The 15,190-nt window shown below is 45.1% G+C and carries 12 protein-coding genes and 1 pseudogene; 4 read left to right on the forward strand and 9 right to left on the reverse strand.

What is annotated here, in order from left to right:
• Window positions 1-138: pseudogene (locus BUC01_RS24115) on the forward strand (DDE transposase); the annotation flags it as partial.
• A 299-nt stretch (window positions 139-437) separates the two neighbouring features.
• Here BUC01_RS24115 and BUC01_RS24120 read toward each other — a convergent pair.
• The 8 genes from BUC01_RS24120 to BUC01_RS24155 form a co-directional block, all read right to left on the reverse strand.
• Entirely contained in the window at window positions 438-1,685 is a 1,248-nt protein-coding gene (locus BUC01_RS24120; RefSeq protein WP_025836075.1) for a type IX secretion system plug protein, read from the reverse strand.
• A 34-nt stretch (window positions 1,686-1,719) separates the two neighbouring features.
• Window positions 1,720-2,466: a monofunctional biosynthetic peptidoglycan transglycosylase gene (gene mtgA / locus BUC01_RS24125; protein WP_025836077.1), complete on the reverse strand. Its 747-nt coding sequence runs from the start codon at window positions 2,464-2,466 to the stop codon at window positions 1,720-1,722.
• A 50-nt stretch (window positions 2,467-2,516) separates the two neighbouring features.
• Entirely contained in the window at window positions 2,517-2,699 is a 183-nt protein-coding gene (locus BUC01_RS24130) for a hypothetical protein (protein ID WP_073315144.1), read from the reverse strand.
• A gap of 74 nt (window positions 2,700-2,773) precedes the next feature.
• Window positions 2,774-3,448 (reverse strand): OmpA family protein, encoded by a 675-nt coding sequence (locus tag BUC01_RS24135; RefSeq protein ID WP_025835700.1) that lies wholly within the window; start codon window positions 3,446-3,448, stop codon window positions 2,774-2,776.
• Window positions 3,449-3,544: 96 nt separating this feature from the next.
• Window positions 3,545-4,873 (reverse strand): MATE family efflux transporter, encoded by a 1,329-nt coding sequence (locus BUC01_RS24140; RefSeq protein ID WP_025835698.1) that lies wholly within the window; start codon window positions 4,871-4,873, stop codon window positions 3,545-3,547.
• Between the two features lie 210 nt (window positions 4,874-5,083).
• Window positions 5,084-5,491: a pyridoxamine 5'-phosphate oxidase family protein gene (locus BUC01_RS24145; protein ID WP_025835696.1), complete on the reverse strand. Its 408-nt coding sequence runs from the start codon at window positions 5,489-5,491 to the stop codon at window positions 5,084-5,086.
• Window positions 5,492-5,567: 76 nt separating this feature from the next.
• Window positions 5,568-6,386 carry an AraC family transcriptional regulator gene (locus BUC01_RS24150; protein ID WP_025835695.1) on the reverse strand — a complete coding sequence of 273 codons (819 nt, stop codon included), beginning with the start codon at window positions 6,384-6,386 and terminating at the stop codon, window positions 5,568-5,570.
• 165 nt (window positions 6,387-6,551) lie between these two features.
• On the reverse strand, window positions 6,552-7,055 hold the full coding sequence (locus BUC01_RS24155) for a DUF4251 domain-containing protein (RefSeq protein WP_025835693.1): 504 nt from the start codon (window positions 7,053-7,055) through the stop codon (window positions 6,552-6,554).
• Window positions 7,056-7,468: 413 nt separating this feature from the next.
• Between BUC01_RS24155 and BUC01_RS24160 the strand changes: the two genes are divergently transcribed.
• Together BUC01_RS24160 and BUC01_RS24165 are read left to right on the forward strand one after the other, a co-directional pair.
• Window positions 7,469-10,102, forward strand: coding sequence for a helix-turn-helix domain-containing protein (locus BUC01_RS24160; RefSeq protein ID WP_139261917.1), 2,634 nt, complete (start codon window positions 7,469-7,471; stop codon window positions 10,100-10,102).
• 88 nt (window positions 10,103-10,190) lie between these two features.
• Window positions 10,191-12,662 carry a glycoside hydrolase family 31 protein gene (locus BUC01_RS24165; protein ID WP_025835691.1) on the forward strand — a complete coding sequence of 824 codons (2,472 nt, stop codon included), beginning with the start codon at window positions 10,191-10,193 and terminating at the stop codon, window positions 12,660-12,662.
• A 105-nt stretch (window positions 12,663-12,767) separates the two neighbouring features.
• Here BUC01_RS24165 and BUC01_RS24170 read toward each other — a convergent pair whose 3' ends face one another.
• Window positions 12,768-12,986 carry a hypothetical protein gene (locus BUC01_RS24170; protein ID WP_025835690.1) on the reverse strand — a complete coding sequence of 73 codons (219 nt, stop codon included), beginning with the start codon at window positions 12,984-12,986 and terminating at the stop codon, window positions 12,768-12,770.
• Between the two features lie 303 nt (window positions 12,987-13,289).
• On the opposite strand from BUC01_RS24170, the gene BUC01_RS24175 reads away from it, so the two are divergent.
• Window positions 13,290-15,002 carry a sensor histidine kinase gene (locus BUC01_RS24175; protein ID WP_025835689.1) on the forward strand — a complete coding sequence of 571 codons (1,713 nt, stop codon included), beginning with the start codon at window positions 13,290-13,292 and terminating at the stop codon, window positions 15,000-15,002.
• The last annotated feature ends 188 nt before the right edge of the window (window positions 15,003-15,190 follow it).

Genomic DNA, 15,190 nt, shown 5'->3' on the forward strand with positions numbered 1-15,190 from the left:
AAACAACATTACTCACTGGCCAGAATAAAAGCTAGAAACAGGAAAACGGAAATGCTTTGGATTTTCTTTGGAATACATACGGCCAATGCGGTATGCATGATAGAAAAGGTCGAAAAGAAAAAAAGAACGGCTGCATAATCAGACTAAAATAATAAGAGGAAAACAGGAGAGGTTTTTAACTTCCCCTAAAAAGACATATACATAATGTACCGTTGGGAAGAAAAAATAAGAATATGTAAATAATATTCTATGAAAAAGATAGGAGACTTGAGGCTTTACAGAAAAAAATTAAGAGAAAAGCTCACGTAAAGTAAAACTGTTCTCTTAATTTATTAGAAAGAGGGACATTTACTGAATATCCCAATTTACTGCAAAGGCAAATGAAATAAGGGCTTATCAATTGATTGCAATTGTCAATTTCTGCTTTGACGCTCTGGTTATTTATAACTCACCTGCTGCATTCCAATCAACCTGTCATACCTTTCTCCGAAAGCCCGGTGGTAGACAAGTATCAGATATTCATTTTCTGTTTCATAATAGTTTCCTTCTGCCTGCGCAGTGCTTCCTGCTGTACTTCCCGGTGCCACGTATAAATACTGATAATTATACGCCCCTTGTTTTAGCAACTGACTACCTTCATAGGCATGTGTCTCCGGATTATACTTCAACCGGTTTCCCTCATTGAAATCATCGTAAGTAAATGCTCCTTGTAGATAGAAATCTCCTTCACTGAGCGGATTTTCCCATAACAGGGAGAAATGCACGAAGAAGTAATCAGCTTCCGTATTGTTGTCCACGGCTTCATCATAACGTATTACAAAGCGCCCATTCTGGTCTTGGTCATAACTATAATTCAATATTCTTGGTTCGGCCGGACTGAGAGTCACATGATAATAAGGTGCATGATAACGGATGCTCTCCACCCCTTGCGAAGCATAGCGGGTACTCACCATCTCAAAACGTCGATACTCATTCCCGGCAGGAAATATCAATGCGCGGTTATGTTCATATCGCAGTTGGTCAGGACCCACATAGGAAGGTTTCAGGTCAGTCACCCAATTATCCGTGCGATTGTCCTGCAAAACGTGTACTTTTACTTCATTCTGCGGATTATGGATGGGATATCCCTTATACTGAATACTGAAACTAACCTGTTGATGCGTCTTGTTGCGGTCTATCTCCGTGTCGCTGCTGACTTGTGCCAATACATTCACCCCCTTCTCCAGTACCCGAAAACAAGTACTGAAAGCGGGCTTGTCTTTGCCTTCGGCATCATCATAAACCGTCAGCCGATAGTTACCGGAAAGTTTTGGCCGTACCTGATCGTTAGGCAGCGTCAGCCGATAGTGAGTGTAGGGCAGGGTAGTGTTGACCGAGATGTCGTAATCTTCTATCGGATTGTCGTTGAAACCATCCAGATATTCCGTTTCAGAGAGATCCGAAGGCGTCCAGTCTGCATTACAATGCGTGAGTATGTATTGGTAGCGGTGATAATCGTGTGTAAGATGGTCGAAAGAAATTTCCACGGATTCATCTTCACCCAGTCGGATGACCGCAGGAGCCATATAGTCATTATTGGCAATGACCTGTACCGTTCGTATATGGGGAGTGTGCACTTCTGTACGCTGGGCATGCAACCCACCGCAGACGATACAAGCAAAGAGGAATATCCAGATTTTCTTCATTCCGTAGTATGTTAAGCACACAAATATACGCAGATTATTTCTTTTTCTTCTTCTCTGTCTTCTTCTTTTCCTTCTGCTTCTTGATGTCCTTCTTCTCTACCGGTGGAAATTTGGGGACCAATTTCATCAGTCTCAATATCTGTGACTGCCTGTGCAGGATATAAGACGAGGGGTGTGCAGAGTCAAAGCGTATGGGATTGGGGAGTGTGGCGGCTATCAGTGCGCATTGTCCTGCTGTCAGTTTGGCGGCAGTGGTCTTGAACTTGTATTTGGCGGCAGCTTCCGCTCCATAAATACCTTTTCCCATTTCGATAGAGTTGAGATATACTTCCATGATTCGTTCTTTCGACCAGCAGAGCTCAATGAGCCAGGTGAAGTAAACTTCGAACCCTTTGCGTACCCACGAAGATTGCGGCCAGAGGAATACATTCTTTGCTGTCTGTTGGCTGATGGTACTGGCTCCTCGTTTCCGTTTACGGGTTTCATTCTCTTTTAAGGCTTTCTTTATTTCAATGAAGTCGAAGCCGTTGTGAGTGGCAAAGCGGTTGTCTTCCGAGGCAATGACTGCCATCGGTAAATGGGGGGAGATTTTGTCAAAGGGCACCCAAGTGTGATGCCAGATCGGTTTTTCACCTTTAAAGAGTTGCTGGGTACTGCGGATGACCATGAGGGGAGTGGCATAGACAGGGATAAAACGATAGAGTACCACTGCAAGAATAGTGGAGATAAAGAAGAATAATACCAGATTGCGGATAATTCGCAGAGCTTTCTTTATACTCATTGTCGTGGTGCTATTTTTGATAAATGATAATTTAGCGGCGTAGCGCTGGATCAAGGTTTCCTTTCGGCATACTCATTGACGTGATAGTACCTGGTAGGCTGAAAGCCTTTTATCTTATAGCCCAGGGCAACGCCCTGGGGGATTGCCATGTGTTTCTCTTTGCGCCCTGTAAGGGCATTACAGCACACATAGGTTTTTGCCCTTGCAGGGCGTAAGATTGTGGGAGCATCCATTACCCAGGGTGTTACCCTGAGCTATAAGATAAAAGCCTTTCAGGCTTAGGGGATGCACGCTGATAAATTATCATTTAGTTTCCTGCTTCCGCATTCTTAATCATCTGTTCGCTGGCATACATATAAATATCCACGCGGCGATTCTGACTTGCCGTCATGCTGTCATCATACTGATTGTAGCCCACGCCTTCCACTTTCTTGAACTGTGAAGGAGACACACCACAATCTTGCAGATAATTTTCTACCGTATACGCGCGGTCCTTTGAAACTTTCATGTTAGCTTCATACGTACCCACCTTGTCGGTATGTCCTACGATAGCGATGTCCGTTGTCGGGTCTTCTTTCAGAATCTGAGCCAGTTCGCGCAGTGAAGCTTTAGACGTATTGCTCAATGTAGAAGAGTTGAAACCGAACAGAATGCCCGATTCAAAAGTAACCTTTACCGCAGCGAGTCCGTTGGTATCTGTCACTTTCTCTACTTGTGCGCCTTCAATCTTGGCAGCTTCGGCAGCCTTTTTATCCATCTTATGCCCGATGGCAACACCTGCCCCCGTACCTACTGCCGCACCGACAGCCGCACCAATGGCCGCACCCTTACCTTTACCGATAAGTCCACCGATGATTGCACCGGCGGCAGCACCGGAACCACCACCAATCACACCGCCTTTTGCGGTATTGTTCATTGTACTACAACTTCCTAATATAATGGCACAACTCAGTAACAGTGCCGTAAATTTCATCTTTCTCATACTTTTTCTATTTAATATGTTACCATAATTAATAATACAAATTTAGATATATAACAATTATCCTGTAGCTATGTTCAGGTCGTTTGTTCGTCTTTTTTAGAGAATTTTTCTTTTTATAATAATAAACCACAGTGTGAGGATGATTCCTTTGGCAATGGTTGTTGCACTTACAGCCCACCAGATGGCATCCACGCCCATTCCCAGATGTACCAGGAATAAGGCAATAGGGATACGCATGTAGTTGCATGATATGCTGATGATGGCAGGAGGAACCGTTCTTCCCAATCCGTAGAACACACCTTGCATCGTGATTTCCAGCATCATGAAGAGTTGTGAATAGCCGTCTATACGCAGGAAGTCGCCACCCACACGGTATGCTTCCGGTTCGGGCACAAAGATGGAAAACACTTCGCTTCCGAAGAATATGAATAACAATGAACAAAGTGTACCGAATATAGACGTCATCCATAGCGTTGTGCGCCAGGCTTTCTTCACCCTCGATTTCTCTCCGGCAGCATAGTTTTGTGCAATGAAAGTACTCAATCCGGTGGAGAAACCTTGCGAGGTATTCCAGGTGATGGCTTCTATTTGTCCTCCGGTAGTGAAAGCCATAAGCCCGAGGTGTCCGCCCTGTTCCGATGCGGTGCGCGAAAGGAACATATTGACGAAGGCAAACAGCGTGTTGAGCGTAGCTACCGGGAGTCCCAGCTTGAAGATACGTTTTGTATATTTTCCCTTCAGCCGGGTAAGGAAAGGGAAACCACCCAACAAATCGTCCTTGCAGCGTAATTGATAGATAAAGATACCGAACACCGTTGCCTCAGACAACCATGTGGCAAGCGCCGCACCTACCGTTCCCCAGCCAAAGCCGAAGATGAAAAGCGGGTCGAGTATAATATTCATAATCAACCCAGTGCCACTGATGTAAAAGGGAGTCTTGCTTCGTCCTGCCGCATTATATATCCCCGTGAAAGCGGCAGAGAGGAATACGAAAGGAAATCCGGTTGAGACTATGCGCAGATAAGTAATGGCATTTTCCGTGATATGCTCTTCCAACTCGAATATGTGTAAGATAGGGCTGGCAAAGAGGAATAACAAAGCTCCCCAGCATACTGAAATCAGCAATGCAATACTGATGTTATGCGAGGCGAATTGCCGCGCATCCTGTTCGCTGCGTGCTCCGATAGACTGTCCTACGCTAACTTCCGAACCTACCTTGTTCAGCAGGGCAATAGAGCCTGACATCCAGGTAAGTATTCCTACCGCACCGACCGCAGCAACGGCTTCACTACCCAAACGGCCTACCCATGCCATATCCGTCAGACTGTACGCCATCTGGATGAACGAGGTAGCCATAATGGGTATTGCCAGATTGAATAACTGGCGGTTAATAGGCCCTTTTGTCAGACTTTTTATTCCTTGCATTCTCTTTTTGCAGACTATATATCAAATACGGGTTGCAAAGTTACGGATTATTTGTTAATAATACGAATGGGTTGTTGAAATTGGTTTGTTATTGTAGCGGTTATGAATGAAACGGACTATTTCAATTCCCCTCCCTCCGGGGAGGAGGAGAATTGAGATAGTTTTGCTTATCATTTCATTCATTTCTTATTAATAATTGTGCTGACTTTTTCAAACTTTTCTATGGATAAACTTTCCCTCAATCCAGTAAGTGGCATGATTGGCTTTGAACTTTAAAATCACATAAGTCGGGTCGGTTGGTCCGCCGGGAAAATGATTGATGAACCAATCCTGCCAAAGTTCCAGTTTGATGTCCGCATCTGTGATTACCTCTACATCACCGGTCATGCAAACGCTGTCTCCCTGGGCGTAGAAGCATAAACCGCCTTTGGGATTCTTGCGGAAATCCTCCGTCTTCCACGAAGTGTCTCCGGTGGACATCCAGACAGTGGAGATACCTTCGGTTTTTATCATGCTCATCGGTACAGGGCGGGGATACCCTTCCTTGTTTATAGAAGTGAGAACTACTACCTCGCTCTTTTGAAGCATTTCTGCGGCTTTCTTTTCAAGTGTTTCCATTTTATAATCTATTTAGTTGATTGATGGTACAAAGATAAGCGGCCGGAGAGATTACTTTATTGTATAAAAACGACATTTATGCCTCTACATAAGTCAGCGTGGCTTCTTCTTCCGATGTTGGCCGGCTCATAAAGGAACAGGCGGTGCTACCGGACAAATTCTTTATCTCCCTTGACAGGTGCGGCACGTCATAATACCCTGCATGGACAGCGGTCGACAACAGGCTGTCGCAAGTATTGTTTCTCAGTAGGTCTACGGCATTTTTGAACTTCATAATCCTGCTGTATATCTTGGGAGTATATCCGGTGTTCATCTTGAATTTGCGTTCGAACTGTCGCTGGCACAGACAAATATTATCCATTAGCGATTGTATAGGGAGCTTCCCCTGATATCGGTTTATCCGTTCTATGGCAAATGTAATCTGCGGGTCTGCCGGTAAATCATGTTTGTATAATGACCTGATGAACAATTCTTCTATAATCTTCACCCGGTCTCCCAAACTGCTTTCTTCACACAATCTTTCGGCGAATGAGGCATCGAAGAAATTGCTGACTTCGTCGGCATTTATTCTCTGGTTGGTGAGTTCGTGCAGGGGAAGTCGGATGAAACGGGATAATCCGCAAGGCAGAAAGCGGACGCCCAGCATATGAATCGTTTCTGTATATGCCGCTAATTCCGAATAAGTATTCATTGGCCCGATGAAGTAGGCACGGTAGGGTTTCATCCTCAAATCACTGTTTACGGCTTGTGTCGCTTCTCCAAGAGTGAAGATGAAGTCTGTACACCCGTCAGGCAGTATATTGATGCGCATTCCATATTCGGGATTGCCTTTTAATTCCCAATATTTGTCGATATAGGGAGCGAGCAGGGGGCAGGGCGAGTATTCCTTATACATATATAATAGGTCTTATGCGCAAAGATAGCAATTTTTATTTTTCCATCTCCTTTTCCAGTCGTTTGCTCGGCATCACCCACAGGCAAGCCATCCTGAATATACAACAAAGACGAGTCAGTTTCGTTTTCCGTTTTCAGGGATTTTTGTCCCAACTTGGGAGCTTCCTTATTTCTGTTCTTTTTCCGGTATGTCCAGATCACCCTGGAAGCTGATGGACTGGCGATTCTGCATATTCACGAATATCGACGACGAACCGTTACTGAAAATATCAATATTGAAGCTGAACCTGTCCTCTGTGCTCCGCGCAATGAACCGTACTTTGGCGGTTCCCTTTTTGTCCCACTCTATCTTATAATCACTGATTGGAGCTTTGAAGTTCAATCCTTCGCCACCACCATACGGGATGGAGTAGGCGCGTCCGTAATAGGGGAGGTAGGATATTACAGAGTCATTTCTTATCTCTATTGAATAAGGAGAAGTCAGCGAAACGGAGCGTCCTCTTGCGGGGATTGCCCTGTCTACGTCTATTTTATACTTTTCAGATAAGACCAGCTCCCTGACAGCTTTCTGTTTCATCTCTTTCTTTTCCTTCTTGGTCTGTGCGGAAAGAGTAGGGGCGCCGATTACTGCTACCAGCAGTAAAAAGAAAATCGTTCGGATTGTTTTCATACATACTATGTTTTAATCGTTTATATATGAGTAACAATCAAATATACAGATTATGCCGGACGAATGAGCACTCTTTTAATGATATTTAGATTAATTTCTCCGTGAACAAGAGTTTCCTTTTTCCATAATAGTTTTACCGATGCTATTCTTTATAAGTTATCCTTGCGATTATACTAAAATACACTTACCGACACCCGGGTGTTGGTAGTACTTACATGGGGGTGTTGGTAGTGCCAACATGGGGATGTTAGTATATCCAACACCCGGGTGTTGGTAAGAGGAAGTATTAACGAAACACAGTATATTCTTTAAAGAAGACGGATAAAGGAATATATGGAACGAAATATTAAAAAGTATAAGGTTCTGCCGAAAATCCATTATATTTGTATCCCGAATAAACAATTCCTATTACAGTGCCGGTGAATAACTTGAAAAACATAAAGATAGCATTATTTCTTTTCTTATGCCTCAGGATAACGTTGACGACCTGTGCCGCTGATTTCCTATTTACATCTATCAATACCTCACAAGGTCTGAGTGACAATCAGATACGCTTCATTCTCCAATTGCCGGACGGAAGAATGGTATTCACCACCAGTGGTAATGTCAATCTGTATGACGGCGTACACTTCACTTACCTGCACCGTACTGCAGAAGACGTATACCCATTGCAGCAATACGATGGATATTATCGCATCTACCGGACAGGAGACTCCCTGCTGTGGGTTAAAGACAATCATAAACTGATGTGTATTGATCTCTATAAAGAACAATACGTCACAGACTTATCTTCCTACTTTCGGGATAAACACATATCCTGCCCCTTAGAAGACCTTTTTGTAGACGATCTGGGGCGTACATGGCTACTGATACCCGGCGCTTTGCAAGAATTAAGTGGTGGAATGCGTATTCCTCTTCCCGACAATGGCTCAAGAGTACTACAGGATGTGAATGCAAAGGATGATGCCCTTTATCTATTCTATGATACAGGCGAACTTGTCAGCTACGACCTTGTGAATCAGAAAGAAACATATGCCGCCTCCGCTTATCCTCCGTCCGAACGGGATGATTTTCGGAGAACTTCCCTTGTCGTCAAAGGCAGTAAGGGATTTTACCAGCTACGGAACGGGCATAAAGGCGGCTTATTCTACTTCGATTGGCAGAACCGGAGCTGGAAGAAGATATTTGAGCAAAATTACACACTGAATACCCTGGTTATTCTTCCGGGTGATGAGAAAGCGTACATCAGTTGCGTCCACGGCTTTTGGATTATCGACTTATTGGATGGAGCACATCAATACCTCCCTTTGTTGCAGACCAGGAAAGGCCAGATTGTCTCAACAGAAATCAGTACCATCTTTCAGGACTTTCAGGGTGGGTTGTGGGTAGGTACCTTAAACCGTGGATTGCTGTATTATCATCCGGCTATGCACAAACTGGCATATATCGGGCGCAATTCCTTCCCTGTTCCTCCGGAAGAAGATGTAGCTGTCGAATGTTTTGCCGAAGACAAAGCGGGCAATATCTATCTGAAAAATCATTCCCATATTTATCGGTTGGCCGAAGACAAAGACGACTCTTTGTCTCTGATTCCGGTAGCTGCTTCTTCCATTCCTTCCGAATTATCTGCCCCGTTGCAAAGAAATGCTGCGAGCTGCCATTTCAGAGGTAAGGACTATACCGCCCTCTGTACCGACTCACGTGGCTGGACTTGGGTGGGAACATCCGATGGACTGGAACTTTTTACAGATAACGAACAGGCATCTCGCATCTTCTACTGCGAAAACGGCCTGAGCAACAACTTCGTGCAAGCCATCCACGAAGACAGGCATCATGATATCTGGGTAACCACCAGCAATGGCATTTCCCGCATCCACGTCAATCCGGACAGCCATGACATCAGTTTTACGAATTTCAACCGGCAGGACGGTGCTCTGGAAGGAGAATATATGCAGGGAGCTGTTTTTGAAGCCTCTGACGGCACTCTCTATTTCGGAGGCATCGATGGCTTTAATGTATTCCGTCCGGACCGTGAGCCGATAGCTCCGGGGCTGCCTTATGCTCCTGTTTTCACCGCCTTGCGCTTATACGGCGAAAAAGTAAATACAGGCGAAAAGTATGGCGACCGCATCATTCTTCCCCAAACGCCCCCTTACACGGAGAATATAGAACTGGATTACAACCAGAACTTTCTTACTTTTGAGTTTTCCGCCTTGAACTATCTGAACGGTGAGCGTACTTACTACCGCTACCGGTTGGAAGGTGTCGATAAAGACTGGATTCGTGTCTTTGCCGGTGGGCAGAACGGTGGAACGGACGGTACAGGCATTCTTCAGGCTTCCTACACCGACCTTTCTCCGGGAAAGTACACCTTCAGAGTCATGGCTTCGGACAACATCCTGCAATGGGATGGGAGAGTGACGGAACTGTCGCTCATCATCCATGCTCCCTGGTGGAAAACGAACACTGCTTATACCTTATATATAATTACATTATTATTGGTAACCGTAGTCGGCATCCGACTTTACGTCTACTGGACCCGCAAAAAGATGGAACGTCGGCATAAGGAAGAAATTCTTTTGCTCCGCATCCGCAACCTTATAGAGCAATGCAACAGTTATGAGGCCGAGCAGAAAGCCCGTTCGGAAGAGAACAATCCCCCTGCAACCTGTAGCGTTGTTGAAACGTCCCATGCTCCTAAGCAAGATGCCGCAGAGTCCGCATTCCTTGCGCGCGCCATCGAGCAGGTGGAAAAGAACCTGCACGTCTCCGGTTATTCCGTAGAGCAACTGAGCCGAGACCTTTGCATGGAACGCACCGGACTTTACCGGAAGCTGGTGACTATGCTCGACCAGTCTCCAAGCCTTTTTATCCGTAACATCCGTTTGCAGCGCGCAGCCCAATTACTGGCGGAAGGAAACCTCAGCATTACCGAAATTGCCGAACGCACGGGTTTCAGCAGTTCCAGTTATCTGAGCAAATGTTTTCAGGAAATGTACGGTTGCCGTCCCTCCGAATATGCCGAAAAGATGAAGAAATCAACATGATTATTGTTGCTTTCAACGTGGTTGTTGCCCGCCAGAGGCCTTTCTTCCCTACTTTTGCAACATCATAAAACACTTAAAAACCATGAAAATGAATCTTATTAAAAAAGTCGGTTTCTTGCTGGTATCGGCGGCCATTGTTGCTACAGGCGGCGTAGCGCAGAATGTGCAACGCACGCCCCAGGGCATCAAGTATGCTGCACAAGGAATGGACGTCAGTGTGGAATTTTATTCGCCCACCATCGTCCGGGTTTATAAAACACCTATGCAGACATCCTACAATAAAGAAAGTCTGGTCATTATCAAAGCTCCCGAAACTACCCCGGTAACTTTCGATGAAAACGGCGAAAACGTGACATTGAGCAGTGATGCTGTGCGGGTGGAAGTGAATACGGAAACCGGAGGTATTCATTTCTTCGATAAGTCGGGAAAACGTATGCTGACGGACAAGGATTACGGAACCCAGTTCACTCCGTTCGATGATGCGGGAGTTCCTTCTTTCAATGTCCGCCAGGCTTTCCTGCTGGATAAAGATGAAGTCATCTACGGTCTGGGACAGCAGCAGACGGGCAAGGTGAACCAACGCAATCAGAAGCTTTTCCTTCGTAATCAGAATATGAGCATCTGTATCCCGTTCGTTCATTCTGTCAAGGGATATGCTTTGTATTGGGATAATTATTCTCCCACCACCTTCCTGGATAATCCGCAGGAGATGTCGTTTGACTCGGAAGTAGGGGATTGTGCCGATTATTATTTCATCTATGGCGGCAATGCCGATGGTGTGATAGCAGGTGTGCGCGACCTGACCGGACAAGCTCCGCTTTATCCTCTTTGGACTTTGGGTTTTTGGCAATGCCGCGAACGCTACAAGAGTCCCGACGAACTCTGCGAAGTTGTTGACAAATACCGTGACCTGAAAGTGCCTTTGGACGGTATCATCCAGGACTGGCAATACTGGGGATGCGACTCGAACTGGAACTCCATGAAATTCCAGAACCCCCGTTATATCAACAAGATGGGTGATCCCGAATATATGAAATATCTTCCGAGCGGTGAAGACAAGAATGCACGCTACGGCACTCCGCGCATCAAGAGTCCGAAGGAGATGATAGACTATGTGCATAAACAGAATGCCCACATCATGATTTCCGTATGGGCTTCATTCGGCCCCTGGACGGAGATGTATCAGAAGATGGATAGTCTGAAAGCCCTGCTGCACTTCGACACATGGCCACCCAATGCCGGTGTGAAACCTTATGACCCGTTCAATCCGGTTGCCCGTGAAATCTACTGGGCCGAGATGAAGAAGAATATCTTCGACCTGGGCATGGATGCCTGGTGGCTCGACTCAACCGAACCGGACCATCTGAACGTTAAAGATCAGGATTTCAATACTCCGACCTATTTAGGTTCGTTCCGCAGGGTACACAATGCTTTTCCGCTACTGTCTAACAAGGGAGTTTATGAGCATCAGCGTGCCGTGACTTCTGATAAGCGTGTCTTTCTGCTTACTCGTTCGTCTTTCCTGGGACAACAGCGCTATGCTTCGCATTCATGGAGCGGTGATGTGGCTTCGGACTGGTCCGTTATGCGCAGACAGATTGCGGCAGGTCTCAACTATTCCTTATGTGGTATTCCTTACTGGAACACGGACTTGGGTGGTTTCTTTGCCTGGAAGTATAATAATACGGTGGATAATATCGCTTATCACGAATTGCATACCCGTTGGTATCAATGGGGCGCATTCCAGCCGATTATGCGTTCGCACAACTCCGGTCCGGTGGCTGTGGAAATCTATCAGTTCGGCAAGAAGGGCGACTGGGCTTATGATGCGCTGGAGAAATACACTCATTTGCGTTATCGTCTGTTGCCTTACGTTTACAGTACCTCATGGGAAGTGACCGATAAAGCCGGCAGTTTCATCCGTCCGTTGATGATGGACTTCCCCGAAGACAAGAAAGTGCTCGATATGGATACTGAGTATATGTTCGGCCGTAACTTCCTCGTCCGTCCGGTGACGGATTCTCTTTATACCTGGCAGGATAAAGATCAGAACGGTCATCTGAAAGATATGAGTAAGGTTGGGAAAACAGATGTTTACCTGCCTAAGGGTGCCCGCTGGTTCGACTTCTGGACGGGACAGACACTTGAAGGTGGACAGACTATTCAGCGCGAAGTCCCTATCGACATCATGCCTGTGTATGTTCGTGCAGGCTCCATCCTTCCCTGGGGACCGGCTGTGCAGTACTCCACCGAGAAGAAGTGGGATAACTTGACAGTCCGTATCTATCCGGGTGCTGATGCCGAATTTACTCTTTACGAAGATGAGTTTGATAACTATAACTACGAAAAGGGCGCTTACACTACCATTATCATGAAGTGGAATGACAAGGAGCGTACACTCACGATTGCTGACCGCCAGGGTAGTTATAAGGGGATGCTGAAGAACCGCAAATTCAACTTTGTGGTGGTGGAGCCGGGCAAAGGCTGTGGCGATGAAGATACGACAGCGTTCGATAAATCGGTTTCTTACAGAGGAAAGAAAGTGGTTGTGAAATTGTAATTGAAGAATTGTATTTCATATTATAAACAAAAGTAACTCCATTCTCCTCTCCGAAGGAGGAGAATGGAGTTACTTTTGTTTATTTTGAAATTCTATGGATATATCTCATTCCAACTCCCTCGCACAAATATTAATTGTCCGCAGCGCATCCGATATCTCAGCCGGACTCATCCCCAGACATTCTATTCTTAATACCTTTTCCCAGTCTTCAAAATCTACGTTCCATCTATGAATCTGAGGATATTGTGCAAGCAGTGTTCCTACTCTTTTCACATCCTGTTTCCTGACTATAGAGGTTCGGAAAATTAAAATACAGTCTTCCATCTTTCTCATTGTTTTTAGTGTTTTGGTATATGGCGCAAAGATAGTCTCGAAACTACTTGCAAAATAGGTCAAGTAGACGAATTCCTTTGCCATTTCCGATGAAATAAGGAAAATAGGGGATGAAATCGGTGCCCTCAGATAAAATAAAATGAATCGTTCATTGGCCCACATTTTAGAAAAATGACGTTTTTATAGGTTTTATTTTTGAATCTAAAATAAATGCATATATTTGCAAAACATAGGACCTGTCTCATCAGAGTCTGAAGTGATCTTTATATTCAATTTATTGTTATTAATCAAACTATGAAATTAACGGAATCCGAACCAAGCCAAGTCGATATGGAATTGGAACAATATCGCACTCGGCTTGAACAAATGGTCGAGGAGAAATCCAGAGACCTGATCGCCAGCCAGGAAATACTGGAAGCAACCAACCGTCGCCAGGCATTATTCATCAAAGTACTACAAATACTGCAACTGGAAGCAGACATACCCACAGCCATGAACATGGCACTTGCCGAAATCGGGCGCTATACCGGCGTTGATCGTCTGGCAACATGGGAAAATCACTTGGATGGAGTTACATATGGCTGTACCAACGAGTGGTGCAACAAAGGAATCGAACCTGCCATAGACTATCTGCGGAGCATGACCATTGAAGCTGGTAAACCTTGGTTCGATATGCTCGAAAAAGACAATATCATCTGTACATCCGATATCTATTCACTTGATCCCTTCATCACGCAAATGCTGGAGATACAAGGTGTGAAAGCAATTGCCGTCTTTCCGTTGTCGCAGTTGGGCGTACATTTCGGTTTCCTTTCATTTAACTTTTGCTGGAACAAGCAATGGGACGAAAAGGATGTGGAACTGATGAGCCAGATATCACAAATCGTATCTACCGCTACCAAACGCTGGCAAGTTGAAACCACCTTGCAACAATCACAGCAAACGATGCAAAAGGTATTAGACAATATCAATGCCAATATTTTTGTTAGCGACTACGATTCGCTGAAGGTGCTTTTTGCAAATAAATCTTTCAGAGAGGAAGCCGGACAAGTGTCTGAAAGTACGGAATGCTGGAAAATGCTGAATGCGGGATTGAATAATGTGTGCAAGCACTGTCCGAAGCCGAATCTGTTTGATGCTGACCATCAGCCCACAGGTGTTCATTTCTGGGAAGACTATAATCCTTCCACTGATCGTTGGTATACCATTCAGAGTACAGCGCTCAAGTGGATTGACGGACGGCGGGCAATCATGGAGTTGGCTACTGACATCACTACTCGTAAGCAAGTGGAACTGGAATTGATTCAGGCGAAAGAAAAAGCAGAGGAATCGGACAGGCTCAAATCAGCCTTCCTGGCGAATATGAGTCATGAAATACGCACTCCGCTCAACGCTATCGTTGGCTTTTCGAGCCTGCTTGCCGAGACTAATGAGGAGGAGGAACGTCGCTCATACATGTCTATAGTAGAGAAGAATAATGAACTGTTACTCAATCTGATTTCTGATATTCTGGATATTTCGAAAATAGAGTCCGGCACGATAGAACTTAGCGTGGCAAGGGTGGATGTGTTTCAGCTTTGCCGGGAGATAATCAGCTCTTTTTTGTGTAAAGCTCGTGATAAGGCGGTAGAACTTCATTTCGATGAAAGTTCACCTCAGATAGTGATTGACGGTGATAAGAAATTGATTACGCAGGTACTCTCTAATTTTGTGAACAATGCTTTGAAGTTTACTGCCGAGGGATCGGTCACTCTTTCTTATACTTTAGAAAGTGACGATCAGGTACACTTCTGTGTTAGGGATACAGGTGAAGGTATTCCCGCCGAAAAGCAGGATGAGATTTTCAATCGTTTTGTGAAACTCGATTCGTTTGTACAAGGTGCCGGTCTTGGATTGGCGATATGCCAGAATTTGGTAGAGAGAATGGGTGGAAAGATTGGAGTCGAGTCTCGTGTGGAAGAGGGTTCGTGCTTCTGGTTTACACATCCATGTGTGATGAAGGTTTAATTTGTGAGCAAAATGGAAGAGTTTACACACAGGTTACAAAACGTGGTTTTTAAACTAAAAAAGTAGCTATCTAATTCAGATAGCTGCTTTTTTGTGATCCGCCTGGGATTCTCCTGCTGGAGTTACCATGCTGATATTTAAAACTTTATATTTTCTGCTTCAAGCATATCCCATGATTTATCCCACTA

The organism is Bacteroides stercorirosoris, assembly GCF_900142015.1.
In the GTDB taxonomy this organism is placed as follows: domain Bacteria; phylum Bacteroidota; class Bacteroidia; order Bacteroidales; family Bacteroidaceae; genus Bacteroides; species Bacteroides stercorirosoris.

Coding starts and splice junctions, on each gene's coding strand:
- BUC01_RS24150 (WP_025835695.1), bottom strand. CDS start 6,386: ATGTATAAGGAATACTCGCCCTGCCCCCTGCTCGCTCCCTATATCGAC.
- BUC01_RS24140 (WP_025835698.1), bottom strand. CDS start 4,873: ATGCAAGGAATAAAAAGTCTGACAAAAGGGCCTATTAACCGCCAGTTA.
- BUC01_RS24130 (WP_073315144.1), bottom strand. CDS start 2,699: ATGGATGCTCCCACAATCTTACGCCCTGCAAGGGCAAAAACCTATGTG.
- BUC01_RS24145 (WP_025835696.1), bottom strand. CDS start 5,491: ATGGAAACACTTGAAAAGAAAGCCGCAGAAATGCTTCAAAAGAGCGAG.
- BUC01_RS24135 (WP_025835700.1), bottom strand. CDS start 3,448: ATGAGAAAGATGAAATTTACGGCACTGTTACTGAGTTGTGCCATTATA.
- BUC01_RS24165 (WP_025835691.1), top strand. CDS start 10,191: ATGAATCTTATTAAAAAAGTCGGTTTCTTGCTGGTATCGGCGGCCATT.
- BUC01_RS24120 (WP_025836075.1), bottom strand. CDS start 1,685: ATGAAGAAAATCTGGATATTCCTCTTTGCTTGTATCGTCTGCGGTGGG.
- BUC01_RS24170 (WP_025835690.1), bottom strand. CDS start 12,986: ATGGAAGACTGTATTTTAATTTTCCGAACCTCTATAGTCAGGAAACAG.
- BUC01_RS24175 (WP_025835689.1), top strand. CDS start 13,290: ATGAAATTAACGGAATCCGAACCAAGCCAAGTCGATATGGAATTGGAA.
- BUC01_RS24155 (WP_025835693.1), bottom strand. CDS start 7,055: ATGAAAACAATCCGAACGATTTTCTTTTTACTGCTGGTAGCAGTAATC.
- mtgA (WP_025836077.1), bottom strand. CDS start 2,466: ATGAGTATAAAGAAAGCTCTGCGAATTATCCGCAATCTGGTATTATTC.